Genomic DNA, 17,167 nt, shown 5'->3' with positions numbered 1-17,167 from the left:
TCATATTTGATTTTTGAATTTCACGTAGGATGCGTTAGCGATAGCGTAACGCATCCGTATCAAAGCTTATCTTCGATATTTTTCAAAATTAAATATAAGTCCTATATAAATATTGATATAGCACTTTTGAAATAAGTGAGATACATCATGAGTAATGAGTAGGAAATTTACTTATTACTCACTACTTATTACTCATTACTTTTTTCAATTAGTTGCTGTACCTCATAAACATCGCATCTGCTGTAATTACTTGAATAACTAACTATGACAGCTTGTCTTTTGACATTTCTTTGCTATCACCCAAAAAATATATTTAGTGAGTATTTTTACGGGTGTGAGAGAATAACGTGAATAAATGTCTTTTGTTGCTGCCAGTTATTGTGCAAACTGTACTGTTAGATGCTGCTGGCTTTGCATCTGAGGCTGAAATCAAGCAGGAAAATGCTGAGAAATTGCCTGCAGTAATTACCCAAATTATCGATATTAGTGAAATTGAGTTACCCTCTACAAATGCTGAATTATTAACGCAAGCACCAGCAACCGGCGCAGAAAATTCAGAACCTCAACCAGCAGATAATCCCACAACAAACACCAATTCTAACGATGAAGCAGATATCAACATAGAAGTAATTGGAGCAGAAGATACTCTACCTCAATCAACTCCAACTTATGTAATTGAGCAAGCAGAAATTAAAAAGCAAGGTGCTAATAGCCTGGCTGATGTTTTAAAAAGAATGCCAGGATTTGCTATCAATGACGCTGGTCATGGTGCAGATATTCACACAGGTACATATTACCGTGGCGCTTCTATTAATCAATCTGTATTTTTGATTAACGGCAGAGCAATTAACACCAATATCAATACATATCATGGTGGTACTGATTTAAATAGTATTCCTGTAGAGGCGATTGAGCGAGTAGAACTCTACAGTGGTGCTGCATCGGCTTTATATGGTTCATCAGCCTTTGGTGGAGTAGTTAATATCATCACCAAAGAAGGTTATAGTCAACCCAAGTTGACCAGTAGTGTAGAATTTGGCTCTTTAAGCCAAAATAATCAACAATTTACCTATGCAGGTTCTACTGGTGCTGTAAAATATAACTTTAGCTTTGAGCGATACTTTACAGATAACCGTTACCGCGTTCCTGTGGGCGCAGCCAATCGCGATTCACAAGGATTTTTCTTCAATGCAGATACAGCTACAAGTACTTACTTTGGCAGTATTGGTGTAGATTTGAATCAAAGAAATTCTTTGAATCTCGATATTAGTAGATTAAGCAGTCGTCGCGGCTTAACTTATTTTGGTTTCCCTCTCCAAAGAGACCGCCTAGACCATGATGGATTTAATGCTGGCTTATCTTGGAAAACTCGTCTAGGAAATGGTGAAAATTCGATTTTAACTACCACATTTGGTTATAACCAAGATTATTTTAGTACCTACGGCCCTACAGTTTTTCAAGGCAGAGAATTTTATCGTACAGGTGTTTTAGACACACAACAATTTACAGCGAGACTGGATCATCAATGGAGAATGACCCCGAATAATCAATTGCGTTGGGGTTTAGATTTAAAAAATACTGACTTAACAGGTGATGTGTTAAGTAGTAGTCCTAATAGAATTGGGACGAATGAAACTGAAGATAGGAGTGTATTTACCACAGCCTTATTTGCAGTCAATACATTTAATATCAGCGATAATTTCCTGATAGATTTAGGGCTAAGACAAAACTTTGATAGCCAGTTTGGGGATTATTTAAATCCTAGCGTTGGGTTGCGTTACGCTGTTGCACCTAGCATCGCTGTACGCGGTAGCTGGACAGGAGGACAGCGTAACCCTGGTTTAGATCAGCTATATGTTTACGATACAGTTCATGGTTGGGAACCTAACCCTGATTTAAAACCAGAAACAGGTTCTTCTTGGACTGCGGGAGTTGATATCAACTTTTCGGAAAATTTGACTGGACAATTTACCTACTTTGGCAGTAGTTTAGACAACCGCCTAGGAGTGATAGCTGGAAAATGGCAAAACATTGGCTTAGTCGATACCAATGGTTTAGAGGCGGCTTTGCAATTAAAATTTGCCCGTGGTTGGTCAACTTTTGTCAACTATACCTATACAGATGCTCAAATTAAAACCGGAGATGAAAGAGGTTTACAGTTAGGTTTAATTCCCTATTCTGTACTGCAAACAGGTATAGGTTATCAAAATTCAGGTTGGCAAGCTAATTTGTATGTTACCTACAACAGTGGCGCGCGTCGCTCTCTTTTTAATAGAACTGGCGACAGACCTACAGATTTTGCTCCCTCTTTCCTCAACTTAGATTTGAGTGGACGCATTCCTTTAACGAGAAGTTTAGGCTTAATAGTTTACCTAGAAAACCTATTAGGTGAACAATACGAACGAGTGAATCGTATCTATAGTCCTGGCTTTACTTTCCGCCTAGGTTTATCTTCAGAATTGTAAAATTGGGCGTTGCATATTTGCGGGATGAATTCAGGCTTCTAGACAAAACTGAAGGTCGATTCTTTGCGCTTTTGCGCCTACTCTGCGAGAACGACTTCGTCGAATGCGTGAGACAAAAATCATCCCATCAATCAGCAACGCCTAAAATTGTAGTGGACTGACACAGCTAATTTAATGCAATAGCAAAAATTCATCGGCGTTTATCGGCGTTTATCTGCGGTTAATTTAATCAAACCTAATGCCTCATTTTAGGCGTGTCAGTCCAGTAGGATGTGTTAGGCTAACTCCTAACGCACCGCCAATATCATCAAATATGATGCGTTGAGCGAATATCTTTTTTTAATAATTGCCCAACATTAAATACGATGCGTTACACTGCGTTAACGCATCCTACTGGCGTGTCTAGACTAAAATAGTGCATTATTCAAACTCTTGTGGGATGGGCATCTTGCCCGTCCTGGGCGGACAAGATGTCCACCCCACAAGAAAATTATATTGCCACATTTTAGCCTTGTCGCGCCACTACAATATATGGGAGCATTTATTTTTTGATATTCCCTAATATCCATGAGAGCCAGAATTGAGAACCAGGTGCTAATTATCAACCGCGAGGACTTACCAGAATTTAAAAAAGGCGGTTCTGTGGTGAGAAATTCTTATTTCTGGGCACTACGTTCAATTGCTGGTAAATCTGGGCGTTATCGTGATTGGGAATATGAGCCGGAAGTGTGGATAGCACTCACCAGAATGCTATTATCTTTTGCTGAATCTGGATATTTAGGTTATCGAGAAACCTTGCTAGAGTTTCCCCAATCGCAAGAGCAAATTCCTGATTTACTACGCGATGTTTCAACTTGGGAGTGAAACAATTTTAGATTTTGGATTTTGGATTTTGGATTTCAAAATTGTAGGGTGTGTTGTCGCGTAGCGCAACGCACCACAGCCATAATTAAGCTTATTGGTTATTTTAAATTTCGTGAGAGACTGGTTTTCAACTCAATCATAAATTCTGTACCCTCTCCTACTTTTGATTGACAATATAGCTTACCACCATGCTTTTCTACAATGATTTGATGACTAATAGATAGTCCTATTCCTGTACCATGACCAACAGTTTTGGTAGTAAAAAATGGGTCAAAGAGTCGTGAAATAATATTCTCTGGTATACCTGCACCATTATCTTTGATGCGTATTAATATTTTATTTGGGTTTAATGCTTGAGTAGAGATATTAATATAATTAGGGTTAGCTTGAATTTCTGCCGATGTGCGCTTGTTATTTTGCTCTTCTAAAGCATCAATCGCATTGGCAAGGATATTCATAAATACTTGATTAAGTTGACTTGGATAACATTCAATTGCTGGTAGTATGCCATACTCTTTGACTATAAAAATTTCTGGTTGGACATCGTGAGATTTTAAACGGTGGCTTAAAATCATTAATGTACTATCAATACCTTCATGGATATCTACTTGCTGGACTGCTGTCTCATCTGTACGGGAAAAGTTACGCAGTGAATAGATTATTTCCTCAATTCTCTTTGTTCCAACTTTCATAGATTCGAGGAGTTTAGTAAAATCTTTAACCAAAAAATCCAAATCTATTGCTTTTATTTCTGTTTGGATTGCTTGGGGAGGATTGGGATAGTTGTCTTGATATAGCTGGACTAGTTTTAGTAAATTATAGAGATATTCTTGAGCATAAATAATATTACCAGATACAAAATTAACAGGATTCTTAATTTCATGAGCAATCCCGGCTAACATTTGACCCAAAGAAGACATTTTTTCAGTTTGAATCAGTTGCATTTGGGTTTGTTGCAGTTCTTGCAGAGTTTGTTGGAGTTGAATATTTTTATCTGTTAATTCCTCTGTCCGTTGTTCTACTCTAATTTCCAACTCTTGATTAGCTTGTTCTATAGCAACTTGAGTAATTTGCTTAATTTTTAAGTATTCTCTGAGGAGACTCAATACAAATAGCCATCCTGGAATCAGCATTGCTAAACTAAAAACCGAGGCGAATGTTGCCCAAAATAGATTTTGGCGATAATCAGCTATTTTATTGTCAAGCTGAATTGAAATAGAATGGTTTCTGCTAGCAACACCATCTGCATATTTTTGTTTCTCTAATTCATATTCTTTGCTAGATAAAAGTGCTTGCGCTGCGACTTTATGAGAGTTGTTTAATAACTCAAATGATTTATATTCCATCTCCACTAAACGCTGATTAGCAATATCTGTTTTTTTCGCATCTTCTCCTGTATAAGCTTGGGGTGCAAGTTTAATTGATTCCTTAATAGCTGCATCTAATTTAGGCTCAAATGAACGATAACGCTGCTCCCACATAGAATTACCTGTAGCAGCATTCATCCGTGCTGACATAGTTAAGACTTCATCTAGGTGGGTAATTGTATCGCTTAATTTTTGCAATCGTAATTCATTTTTAATAATGCTATTGAAGTTTTGATAAGCTTGCCAAGCAACCCAAGTTTGGGGAATAAATAAAAATAAAGTTAAAACTACTGTCACACTAATAACTTGCGATGGACGAAGCGCAAGTTTATGCGCTAAATACTTCCAGTAAAGTTTAATTGTACTTGCAGAAAATTTATATTTCCTCTTCATTTTTGCGTAAAATTCATGCATTAATCTGCAAAAATATATCAGCTACTCTAAATTTAAATTACATCATCATATAGAATTTCTGATAACACTAATCTGAACATCAGAAAAGTCATGTTATAGGTAAATAACCCCACAATAAATTGAGGAGTAAATTTTTCCGTGTAAATTAGATTTATTTTAGCTTTGCCTTAATTCCAGGTTAGTCAAAAAATGCCAGTAACCTAAAGGTTGAAAATACGGTAATTTGGGATTTTATGCTTATCTAGCGATAAATTAATTTTTAAATCTCCACAACTGTTGTTGGGATCAATACTTCATCATTAACTTGTCCAATCCCTAAAAAACGAGTTGGTTCTTCGTAAACTCGCACATTTCCAGATATATCTGTAGTTACGGAAATTCGCTGTCCTTGACACCATTTTTGAGCAGATGTTGCTGGTAAAACCACTGCAGGTAAATGCTGCAAAGGTGCATCAAGGGGAATTGGCTGAAATGTCCCGGCTTGCAGTTGAGTTTCTAAATCACTCAAAGTTAAACTTTCTGCTAAATCAAACCCACTACTTGCAGTACGCGTCAAAGCGGCTAGGGTTCCGCCAGTTTGTAAAACTGCACCTAAATCCCGCGCGATCGCTCTAATATATGTCCCAGATCCACAAGCGATCGCAATATCTAATTCCGGAAAATCTCCTTCTCGCCAAGCTAAAATCTCCATCTGCAAGACTTCTACTGTGCGTACAGGAACTTCCACCTTTTCCCCCCGCCTTGCTAAATCATATAAACGCTGTCCATCTACTTGAATGGCGCTATAACTAGGCGGAATCTGCTCAATTTTTCCTAAAAATTGCGGTAAGGCTGTTTCTACCTCAGTTAAACTCAACTGAGGACAAGGCGCAGAAGTAATGACTTCCCCTTGTAAATCATCGGTTGTTGTCTGCACACCAAACCTAATAGTGGCATTGTAAGCTTTATTACCTGGCAAATATTGTAATAATCTCGTCGCTCTACCAAAAGCAATGGGTAAAACCCCCGTAGCTGCGGGATCTAAAGTTCCCGCATGTCCCACACGTTTGAGGCGCAGGAGTTTCCGCACCCGCGCCACACAATCATGAGAAGTCCAGTCAAATGGTTTGTTTAAGTTAAGAAAACCTTGCACAGTTTAATTTTAGAAACCGAAGATGATATTCTCCCACAAAAATTATGTAGAGACACGAGCGATCGCACTCAACATAATTTTTGTATGAAACTCCACCTAATTCACCCACAAGAATTTTCCCAGTCCCCAGTCCCCAATCCCCAACCCCCAATCCCCAACTCACAGAAACATAATCACATGTAGCAGCGCCATACCCACATCCAACATCCAAAATCCAAAACTCACGATGGAGTTAGGCGACTTTTTGCTCAATCTTTTAGCGGCTTTACCTTGGGTGTCAATAATTTGTGCTAGTTCTGTGGGTTGTAGAGACTGCACAAAACTCACACTTAAAGGCTGACTAGAAATAGCTTTGGCGTAGGCGGCGTTCAGGTAGGCGAAGTATGTTGAGGTTTCCGCAACGTAAGTTTGGAAGAAGGGTAAACTCAAAGCATTCATGTAACGATGTGCTTGATCTGGATTATCGCCAATAACTTGAGCCAGCGACCCTACAGCCTCGCGATCGCTATTACCATTACCAATGGTCGAAAAGTGACTTGCACCGATTAGCATCACTAAATACTTTTGGGAATTCGCAAACCAGGAGAAGGGGACAATTTGCTCAAATAAAGCTGGTGCAACCGTATCATCACTACTACCAACCAGCATCACAGGAATTTTAACTTGGCTCAAGCCAGCTTTGCCAAAAATAGAGCTAGTAATGGGGTTAACTGCGATCGCAGCTTTAACTCTCTTATCCCGCAAGTTGATTTCTTCACCAGACTGCCGATTTTTTAACGCTAAGGCGCGACATTGGAGAAGTAAAGACATATTCCAAGTATCTTCGAGTAACTTTGGCTGACAATCTCGTTGCAGTTGCTCAAAGTTAATCTTAGCGCCCGCTAAAGCTAAGGCTGTGTAGCCGCCTAAAGATTGTCCAAACACTCCTACTTGTTGCAGATTTAACTTACCTCTAAACCGAGAATCAGACTGGTTCGCTGCTTCCAGTTGATTCAGGATATATTTCACATCTAAAGGTCGATTGGTAAATTCATCTGCTTGTGTAACTTCAATAGTCTTGTTATTAATTGGCGATCGCAATTGTTCAGCATCGCTATGATTAGGCACAACGACGGCAAATCCATAGGAAGCTAAATGAGTAGCTAAATAACGGAAATTGCTGCTATCTGTACCCAAACCGTGAGAAATCACAATTACTGGCGCTGGAGTTTGGACATTAGGTATATAAACATCCGTTAACAATTGCCTACGTCGTGACAAGTCGAAAAATTCTAGTGCGTATTTTTGCGCTGTAAATTTTCCTAATTGTCGTAAATCTGGCAATTGCGAGAAATTTATTGGTTCTTGGTTAGTAGCTTCTATATTGGACTTACGGTTAACTTCTGCGATCGCTAGGCTAGTTTCATTAATCAGCTGTTCTAGTTCCCCAGCTATCCCCATACTATGCGCTAAATCTATATTAATGCTGCTGTTGGGATACTTGCGTAACAGATTTAATAATGTTAGCCCTCCCGGTTCCGCAGCCGCAGAAATAAACGCCGCACGTAAAGTTTGATATTCCGGTTGTGTTTGTGGAGATGTGGTTTTAATTGCTTCTGCTAACCGTCGGAGAATAAATTCCCCTTGTGGTGTGTAGAGAAATTGTGCAACCACTACCGGACTTACTTTTACAGGAGTAAGTAAAATTCTCCGTAAGTCTTGGAGTTTTTGTGGTGGTAGGTACTGTTGGTAAACATTCAGCTTGTTATCAATTACACCAGTTTGGGCATAAGTTTCTAAAGAAGTTATCGGTATAGAAAGTCTGAAAGCTGAATAAGAACCATAAACTTGTTCTGCTGCTAACACGGAATTACTCATTCCAAATGTTGGCAGCAACACTGAAAGAACCAGCACTATTGAAATTCTTCTCAGGCTGCTGGCCCACTTACCATACAAACTAATCATCGCTCAACTGTTTCGGTGATGTGGTGTCACGAGGCGTTGGCTCTGGTAGTTATTCGGACACCCTGGTAAGGTTATTTAATATTAATCGCCTCATTAATTCGCAGATTTTTGAGTATTTATCTCGTTGTTACAATGCCAAAAATTAAATGTAACAAAGCCATCCTGATACTACAAATATCTACTTGGCAAGAGAGTTACTCAACTGGTTGATGCTTACTGTGAAATCATAACAAAGAAAAAAATACCCTGCCTCAGTATTTCTAATGTAGCTTTCCATTGATGATTAATTTACTACAATTAAGAGACAGTAAAAACTCTGAAAATTCTACGATTTATTCAGTTTTTACTATGGCAATTGCCACAGCGCCAGTAACAACTAAAGCAGCTCCCATCAGACCTAAAAATGTAAATTTTTCTGGGAGAAGTAATGAAGGTGCAATTACTGATACAATCCCAACTGCAACTAAAGTTACTACAGGAGCCAAAGCTAATACTGCACTTACTCGTGAGGCTTCCCAATGTGCCAATGATTCAGCAAAAGCACCATAGGCAATTACTGTATTTAATGCACAAAAAACCAATGTACCCAAATAGAAATTACTAAGTGTAAAAATTGTTTGACTTGTGGCTAAGGGAGCAAATAATATGGCGCATCCACCGTAAACAACAAGCATAATTTGTGCAGAAGACCAAGATTGTAATAATTGTTTTTGTGCTAAAGCATAAATAGCCCATGCTGCTGCGCCTAAAACAATTAAGCTACTGCCAAAAAGATAATTATGCTGGGCTGTAATTAAATTAGTCAACTGTTCGTGAAAAAATAAAATATAACCGAGAGTTAGTACACATACTCCCATCCATTGATGTAGTTGATAACGTTCTCGAAAAACAATTAACCCTCCCAAACCTAAGAAAACCACAGACAACTGAATAATGACTTCTGCAGTTGCAGGTGAAGTTAGTGACAAACCCTGCAAAAATAAAAAGTAATTCAGCGCCAAAAAAATAGTTGCGATCGCTAATAACTTCCAAGAAGCAGAACGCAATTGTGCGAATGTCGGTAATTTACCTTGTACCCCTAAATATACAGCTAACACACCAAAGGCTACCGAAAACCTAAACCATATCACTGTATAGACATCAAGCGCTTTAAGAGTCACCATCAGGGCAATAGGTAGAACACCCCACAATATCACCGTTAGTAGCGATAAAGCCAGCCCGAAACGCCAGCGACCAGAACTTTGATGCATAGTTAAAGGTCAAAGATAAAATTATAGATTTTATCTAGCCGCTAGTGTTTAAGCATTTCTGACAAAAATAGATTTGATTGCAGCAGTTGCACTAAAAAGGCGATCGCAAATTTATTGCTATGTGATTTTCAACAGAATATTTCACACAACTCCCCCTAATGACCCTTATTCACTATTTTTTGTGATTTGTTGCATAAGTTCAGCCATGCGAGAAATAGTGATATATGTAATTCAGCGATGGCGTATCTACCATCTGTTCAGGTAATCGTGATGCCTAAGATACAGAGTTTATTTCACAAATTTTTCATACCTACACTCTTGATATTTGCCAGCACACCAGCCAAGGCACAAATTACTCCTGATAATACCCTTGGTGCCGAAGCTTCTACCATTACCAAAAAATTGGGTCTAAAGCCCCGTGCTTCTAGCACGGCTTTTCTTCAACTTCCGGATCATCTCTCTAAGTACGTCATTTTGAGTGCGATCTGTTTCTTCGCAGTATTTCAAAAGCGTTTCATACTCTTCATTAGAGCATCGAACTGTTAATTTCTTCATGCCGTCATATTGCCGTCGTTTTATGGTATAATACTAGCATGAAAACACTGAAGTTTAAATTGTACGAACACAAAAGGAATAGACACCTCAAGCGCACAATCAACGCTGCTGGAGTGATTTATAACCATTGCATTGCTCTACATAAAAGGTATTACCGGATGTTTGGCAAGCATTTAAACTGTGCAAAACTTCAGGCTCATATCGCCAAATTAAGAAAGCGTAATTCTTTTTTGGCAATCAGTAGGTTCTCAAGCAGCACAAGATATTTGTCAACGCATTGAGAAAGCTTACCAATTGTTTTTCAAACACAATAACAAAGGAGTAAGACCACCAGGATTTAAGAAGGTCAAGAAATACAAATCGTTCACCCTTAAGCAGGCAGGTTATAAGTTTTTGGGTGGAAATAGGGTAAAAATTGGTAGTCGAGTTTACCAGTTTTGGAAGTCCAGAGAAATTGAGGGAACAGTCAAAACCCTAACTATTAAACGCACCCCGTTAGGTGAGTTATTTATGGTTTTGGTTGTTGATGAGGGTAGCTCAGAAGTTGAAGTTAAGACGGGTAAAATCGCTGGCTTTGATTTTGGGTTAAAGACATTCCTCACTTGCTCAGACGGCACTAAAATTGAATCGCCCCAATTTTTCAAGCAATCCCTAAGCGCCATTAAAAAAGCAAGTTCGCGGCATTCCAAAAAGCTAAAAGGCTCATCTAACAGAGAACGAGCCAGAAAGAATTTAGTACGCAAGCATGAAGATATTTCCAACCGTCGGCGTGATTGGTTCTGGAAATTAGCTCATGAGCTAACAGATAGGTTCGATATTCTCTGTTTTGAGACTTTAAATCTCAAAGGAATGCAACGTCTTTGGGGCAGGCAAATATCAGACTTAGCGTTTGGTGAGTTTCTGCAAATCCTAGAATGGGTTGCCAAGAAGAAGAATAAACTGGTTGTCTTTATCGACCAGTGGTATCCAAGTAGCAAGACATGCTCTAATTGTAAACATATTCTAGAAAGTCTTGATTTGTCAGTTAGAGAGTGGCGTTGTCCTTCCTGTCAGTCAGTTAATGGAAGAGACGAAAACGCTAGTCGCAATATTTGTGCAGTCGGGGCATCGACTGTTGGCTTAGGTGATGTCAGACTGGCTACGCCAGCAATCGCTGTCTGAAGCTAGAATCCCCATGCCTTCAGGCTGGGGAGTATGTCAAACCAAACACGCTAATTAATGGTTCTAACGCAGACTTAATTAATGGTGGTGCTCAACGTGGCAACAATCTTTTTCATAGTTTTATTGAGTTTAATATTAATGATGGGCAACGCGTGTATTTTGGCAATCCCTCTGGGGTACAAAATATTTTGACACGGGTGACGGGTGCAAATGCATCGAATATTTTGGGGACTTTGGGTGTCAATGGAATTGCAAATTTATTTTTAATTAATCCTAATGGCATTGTATTTGGAAATAATGCCAGTTTAGATATCCGGGGTTCGTTTGTGGGGACAACTGCGAATGCTGTGCAGTTTGAAAATCAGGGTATTTTTAGTGCCACAAATCCCCAAGCACCGCCATTGTTGGTAGTGAATCCTTCGGCGTTGTTGTTTAATCAGATTAATCAAAATTCCACAATTACTAACCAATCGCAAGCATTTGCTGGAAGCAATCCATCAGGCGGAGATTCCTTTGGTTTAAGAGTTCCGGATGGTAAAAGTTTGCTACTTGTAGGCGGTAATGTTCTGATGAATGGTGGTGCTTTAAGAGCCTACAGTGGAAGAGTTGAATTAGGTGGATTAGCTGCTCCCGGGACAGTTAATCTACTCTCAGATGGCAATAATTTGAGTTTAGTTTTTCCAGGAAATTCCGCGCTATCAGATGTTTTGCTAACGAACGAAGCTAGCATACGTGTAGAAGGCAGCGTTGGGGGTAGTATTACCATCAATTCACATAATTTAGATGTTTTGGAAGGAAGTATACTCAGTGCTGGTATTGGAATAGGTTTAGGTACAGTCGATAGTCAGGCTGGAGATATTACACTCAATGCTGCAGAGAAAATTCAAGTTGGGCAGTCAAGTCAAATTCAAAATGCCGTGGCTCCCTTTGCTACAGGAAAAAGTGGCAATATAAATATTACAACTGGTTCCTTATACTTTACAGATGGTGCAGGTCTGTTGACCAGCTCATTTGGACAGGGTGACGCAGGAGATGTAACAGTACGTGCTATAGATGTTGTTTCTCTTACAGGCGCTAACACTATTATTGCTAGTAACTTAGAATCAGGTAGCGTGGGTAAAGGTGGTAATGTCAATATCAACGCTGCTAATTTATTCATTAGTGACGGCGCTCAACTGCAAACCTTTATTCGTCAAGCCTTAGAAACCCAACCAGCTGCACAAGGAAATGCGGGTAATGTCAATATCACAGTTACTGGTACTGTTGATATTGTTGGGAAGCAAGGCATATTTCTTAGTGCGATTGTCAGTGAGGCGGACACAGGAACATTGGGTAACGGAGGTAACATTACCATAGATGCTGGTGATTTCTTATTACGAGATGGTGCTCAACTTTCAGCCTCAACTTTTGCACAGGGGAATGGGGGGAACATCACAGTACATGCAAAAAACAGTGTTTTCCTTGCCAACAGTGGCATTTTCAGCATAGTTCAACCAGCAGGTGTGGGTAAAGGAGGTAATATCAACATCAATACTGCTTCCTTGAAACTCACAGATGGCGCTCAACTTTCCACCTCAACCTTTGGACAAGGGAACGCAGGGATTATTGATGTTACAGCCGGACAAATAGCACTATTAAAAGCATCGGGAATACTTGCAAGCACTGATAGTCAAAATAATGGCGGTAACGTTATTGTTAACACCAATCAATTAAGCTTACAAGATGGTTCATTTATTTCGACAGCTGCACTATCTAATAGCACTGCTACAGGAGGAAATATAACTATTAATGCTACAAAATCAGTGGCAATAGCCGGAATTTCTGAAGATAACGATGCTAGCGGTTTATTTGCTCAAACACAAGGTGCAGGAAGAGCAGGAGATATACAAGTTACAACAAAACGTTTAACAGTCCGAGATGGAGGAACTATTTCAGGTGAAACAAATGGTAGTGGTAAAGCTGGGAATTTAACAATTGATGCATCCGAATTAGTTGAAGTCATCGGTGGCGCACCAAATAATCAATTTGTAAGTGGGATTAGTGTTCAAGTTGAAGAAAATGTCTCTGGAAATGCAGGAAATCTGACAATTAATACCAAGCGTTTAGTAGTCAAAGATGGAGCTTTTATTGCTGCTGACACGAGAGAAAATAGCAAAGGCAATGGAGGTCAATTATTAATTAATGCAAGTGATTCTGTAGAAGTAATTGGTACAACAGCAGATGGTGAAATTCCCACAGCTATTTCTGTTGACGGCGATGGTACAGGAAATGCCGGCAACCTCACAATTAATACTCAACGCTTAGTTATTAAAGATGAAGCGGAAGTAGCAGCAAAAAATTTTGGCAGTGGACAACCAGGACAAATTGCGATTAATGCTGGCGAATCTGTTGAAGTAATTGGTGGTAAAGATACATTAACGTTAATTAATGCTGTAGCTGGCCCCGATGCTACAGGGAACCCCGGAGATATTCGCATCAACACTAAACGCTTACTTCTTCAAGATGGTGGACAAATTGCGGCGTTAACTTTCGGAAAAGTAGATGCTGGTAGTATACAGATTAATGCTACTGGCTCTGTTGAAATCATCGGTCAAGTTTTGGATTCAGATAGCCTCGTATTTCCAGAAAGCGGAATCTTAGCTCTAAGTGCACCTTCTACTGATGGTTTCAGCAGTAGAGGAGGAGATATTAAAATTCAAACAGGTAATTTGAATATCAAAAATAATGGTCAAATAAGTGCAACCGCAATAGGTGTTGCTGGTGATATCGACATCACCGCTGATATAGTCACTCTCGACAACAGTGGAAGCATTAACGCTGAATCTTTATCAGGTAATGGTGGTAACATCAACCTCAACAGCGATTTACTCTTACTTCGTCGCGGCGCTGAAATTTCCACCACTGCGGGGAATGCTCAAGCTGGTGGTGATGGAGGTAACATTAATATTAAATCAACGTTTATCGTCGCTGCACCCAACGAAAACACAGACATCACAGCCAACGCCTTCACTGGCGCAGGTGGTAATATTAACATCTTCACTCAGAATATTTTTGGTATCGAAGCCCGTCCCAAACCATCAGATGCAACCAACGATATTACTGCAAGTTCCGAATTAGGCGTACAAGGACAAATTGCCATTACACAACCAGAAGTCCAACCTGGGCAAGGGCTAATCGAACTACCCACCGAAGTCATTGACGCTAGTACTAAATTTTCCCAAATCTGTCCCAGAGACCCCAACCCAAAACCGTTAGCCAAATTTGTGGTTACCGGACGTGGTAGTTTACCACCTAGCCCTCTAGAATTTTTGACGGGTACAAGCATTAGCATTCCCCTAGCGACTTTGGACAAGCAAACAGCTACGCCAATAAATGGGGCAATAATTCCAGTCAGTAATCCCAGTCCAGAAATTATCGAAGCGCAAGGCTGGATTCAAACAGCTAACGGAATTGTTCTTATTGCCAATGCACCAAACGCTACTCCATCATCGCGCCCGACTGCGACTGTCTGTCCGCATCGCTAGAGATAGTGATGGTGCTTTACCGCGTCTAACATACCCTTGTATATTGAATATTTTTTTAATTGGAAGTCCCCTAGGAAAAATTTAGGATAAAGAATATTTATTATTGGTAAAACCTAATTTAGTAATTATGTTTGCAGATTTAAAAACTTTATTCATACAGCCAGCTATTATTACCAGTGCCTGTATTACTGTTTTGATGCTAGGTATTCAAAAACTGGGAGTTATAGAACCACTAGAACTAAAAGTTTACGATCGCATGATGCAAATGCGCGCTGATCCAGGAGTAGATTCCAGGTTGTTAATTGTTGCAGTCACAGAACAAGACCTGAAAAAATGGAATTGGCCCCTTTCTGGTGAAGTCCTAGACCGGGCTTTAGGCAAACTAGAAGCATATGAACCTCGCGCCATTGGTCTAGATATTTTTCGCGATTTGCCAGTACAACCAGGACATGAAAAACTGCTAAAGCGCCTCCAAGATAGCGATATTATCACTCCTGTATGTAAACATTCAGAAAAAGCCAACCCAGGAAATTCCGGAACAGCACCGCCTCAAGGTATAGAAGCAGATAGAGTGGGATTTAGCGATGTTGTCGAAGACACTGATGGTGTAATTCGCCGCAATCTGATATCAGTAGGTACAAATGCCAACGAGCCATGCCAAGCTGTTTTTTCCTTCAGCTTCCAGTTAGCTCTCAAATATTTAGCAGTAGGAGGTATTCAACCACAATTGACCTCTAACAAACAACTGCAACTACGTAATATTATCTTAAAACCTCTACAACCTGATGATGGTGCTTATCAGCACGCCGATACCACAGGCTATCAAATCCTGCTCAATTATCGTTCTCCCCGGCAAATTGCCCAGCAGGTAACGATTACCGAACTACTTTCCGACCAAGTAAAACCAGAATTAGTCAAAGACCGCATTGTGTTAATTGGTTCTACAGCATCTAGTCTCAATGATTTTTTTAACACGCCCTATGGTACAGGGAAATCAGATCGTTCTGGTAAAATTCCTGGAATTGAGCTTCACGCCCACAGCATCAGCCAAATTCTAAGTGTAGTACTCAACAAGCAGCCGCTATTTTGGTTTTTACCAGAGTGGGGAGAAGTATTTTGGATTTGGGGATGGGCTTTAGTTGGGGGATTAATCGCTTGGCGCATTCAACATCCACTCGGCTTAGGAATCGCAGAAGCCACAAGCATATTGGTGTTATGTAGTAGTAGCTTTGTGATTTTTACCCAAGCTGGATGGTTTCCTGTAGTGTCTCCAGTCTTGGGATTATTACTTGCAAGCGGAGGCGTGCTAGCTTATACAGCCTACCAAAGCAAGCAAGAACAAGCAGTGATGATGCAAAAAGTCCAAGATCAAAAAGAATTAATTGCTCAACTGCAAAACTTTGTTAGCCGGAGTAACGAAGCTACAACAGTAGCCGCCATTACACATACCTTCTCTCCCATCACTCAAGAACTCCAAACAGACACCATACTCAACAAGCGTTATAGAATTACCAGTAATTTAGGTTCTGGTGGCTTTAGCTATACTTACTTAGCGGAAGATACCCAACGTCCTGGATATCCTCAATGTGTAGTTAAACAGTTGCGTCCTGCTAGCCAAGATACTGAATATTTAGATATTCTCAGACGCTTATTTAAAACAGAGGCAAAAATTTTAGAAATTGTGGGTAATCACCCGCAGATACCATCTTTACTAGCTTTTTTTGAAGAAAATAAGCAATTTTATTTAATACAAGAATATATATCTGGGCATCCTCTTTCTGAAGAAATCAATTCAGATAAACGCCTCAAACCAACTGAAGTTACGGCTATTCTCAAGGATGTTTTGCAAGTCTTAATTTTTATTCACAGCTACGGTGTGATTCATCGAGATCTCAAACCTAGTAATTTAATTAGGCGCAAAGCAGATGGACGCGTTGTTGTAATCGACTTTGGTGCGGTTAAGCAAGTGCAACCGCAAGAACAAGACAACCAAACAATCGCCATCGGTACACCTGGCTATGCAGCAACAGAGCAATTGAGTGGTCAACCCACCCTCAACAGCGATATTTTTGCCTTAGGAATGATTGCTATCCAAGCTTTAACAGGAGTATACCCCAAAGTCTTCCGTAGAGATATCAATACAGGTGCAGTTATTCTCCCAGTAAAATCCGACACAGACGATCAGACTTGGCAATATTGGTGGGAACTAGCAGAAACTACCGAAACCTTTGCCAGAGTCTTAGATAGAATGGTACACCTCGACTTTACCCAAAGATATCAGTCAGCCAGCGAAGTATTGAATACTTTGGAAAATTTTTAGGGCATTGGGCATTGGGCATTGGGCATTGGGTAATAGGTAATTGGTAATTGGATTTCCCCCTCATCTCCCTCATCTCCCTCATCTCCCTCATCTCCCTCATCTCCCTTATCCCCAGTCCCCAGTCCCCAGTCCCCAGTCCCCAATCCCCAGTCCCCAATCCCCATTACCCCT

The 17,167-nt window shown here is 40.0% G+C and carries 11 protein-coding genes and 1 pseudogene; 5 read left to right on the top strand and 7 right to left on the bottom strand.

What is annotated here, in order from left to right; all coding sequences use genetic code 11:
- Positions 1-347 precede the first annotated feature (347 nt).
- Both HG267_RS21190 and HG267_RS21185 read left to right on the top strand, forming a co-directional pair.
- Entirely contained in the window at positions 348-2,465 is a 2,118-nt protein-coding gene (locus HG267_RS21190; protein ID WP_045867865.1) for a TonB-dependent receptor plug domain-containing protein, read from the top strand.
- Between the two features lie 567 nt (positions 2,466-3,032).
- Positions 3,033-3,329 carry a hypothetical protein gene (locus HG267_RS21185; RefSeq protein ID WP_045867864.1) on the top strand — a complete coding sequence of 99 codons (297 nt, stop codon included), beginning with the start codon at positions 3,033-3,035 and terminating at the stop codon, positions 3,327-3,329.
- 98 nt (positions 3,330-3,427) lie between these two features.
- Here the strand turns inward: HG267_RS21185 and HG267_RS21180 are convergent, their stop codons facing one another.
- The 6 genes from HG267_RS21180 to HG267_RS21155 all read right to left on the bottom strand — a co-directional run bounded on the left by HG267_RS21180 (position 3,428) and on the right by HG267_RS21155 (position 9,991).
- Positions 3,428-4,993, bottom strand: a complete 1,566-nt coding sequence (locus HG267_RS21180) for a sensor histidine kinase (RefSeq protein WP_309227764.1) — start codon at positions 4,991-4,993, stop codon at positions 3,428-3,430.
- Positions 4,994-5,369: 376 nt separating this feature from the next.
- Complete coding sequence (gene truB / locus HG267_RS21175; protein WP_045867863.1) at positions 5,370-6,242, bottom strand: tRNA pseudouridine(55) synthase TruB; 873 nt, start codon at positions 6,240-6,242, stop codon at positions 5,370-5,372.
- 159 nt (positions 6,243-6,401) lie between these two features.
- The gene (locus tag HG267_RS21170) at positions 6,402-8,186 is read right to left on the bottom strand and encodes an alpha/beta hydrolase (RefSeq protein ID WP_045867862.1); all 1,785 of its coding nucleotides are present in this window, start codon (positions 8,184-8,186) and stop codon (positions 6,402-6,404) included.
- A 332-nt stretch (positions 8,187-8,518) separates the two neighbouring features.
- Positions 8,519-9,436, bottom strand: coding sequence for a DMT family transporter (locus HG267_RS21165; protein ID WP_045867861.1), 918 nt, complete (start codon positions 9,434-9,436; stop codon positions 8,519-8,521).
- Positions 9,437-9,729: 293 nt separating this feature from the next.
- The gene (locus HG267_RS21160; RefSeq protein WP_168160913.1) at positions 9,730-9,867 is read right to left on the bottom strand and encodes a hypothetical protein; all 138 of its coding nucleotides are present in this window, start codon (positions 9,865-9,867) and stop codon (positions 9,730-9,732) included.
- On the bottom strand, positions 9,845-9,991 hold the full coding sequence (locus HG267_RS21155; protein ID WP_045868487.1) for a ribbon-helix-helix protein, CopG family: 147 nt from the start codon (positions 9,989-9,991) through the stop codon (positions 9,845-9,847). Before HG267_RS21155 ends, HG267_RS21160 begins: the two co-directional genes overlap by 23 nt.
- A gap of 38 nt (positions 9,992-10,029) precedes the next feature.
- Between HG267_RS21155 and HG267_RS21150 the strand changes: the two are divergent.
- From HG267_RS21150 to HG267_RS21140, 3 genes and pseudogenes are all read left to right on the top strand, one after another.
- Positions 10,030-11,152, top strand: a pseudogene (locus HG267_RS21150) (RNA-guided endonuclease InsQ/TnpB family protein).
- Positions 11,149-14,676, top strand: coding sequence for a filamentous hemagglutinin N-terminal domain-containing protein (locus HG267_RS21145; RefSeq protein ID WP_081584111.1), 3,528 nt, complete (start codon positions 11,149-11,151; stop codon positions 14,674-14,676). The pseudogene HG267_RS21150 and the gene HG267_RS21145 overlap by 4 nt, the downstream one beginning before the upstream one ends.
- A gap of 127 nt (positions 14,677-14,803) precedes the next feature.
- Complete coding sequence (locus tag HG267_RS21140; RefSeq protein WP_045873272.1) at positions 14,804-16,996, top strand: CHASE2 domain-containing serine/threonine-protein kinase; 2,193 nt, start codon at positions 14,804-14,806, stop codon at positions 16,994-16,996.
- On the opposite strand, the gene HG267_RS21135 is transcribed toward HG267_RS21140, so the two are convergent.
- On the bottom strand, positions 16,993-17,160 hold the full coding sequence (locus HG267_RS21135) for a hypothetical protein (RefSeq protein WP_168161027.1): 168 nt from the start codon (positions 17,158-17,160) through the stop codon (positions 16,993-16,995). The genes HG267_RS21140 and HG267_RS21135 overlap by 4 nt on opposite strands.
- Positions 17,161-17,167 lie beyond the last annotated feature (7 nt).

Source organism: Tolypothrix sp. PCC 7601, from assembly GCF_025677855.1.
Taxonomy (GTDB): domain Bacteria; phylum Cyanobacteriota; class Cyanobacteriia; order Cyanobacteriales; family Nostocaceae; genus Aulosira; species Aulosira diplosiphon.
This window is presented reverse-complemented; position numbering and strand designations above follow the sequence as displayed.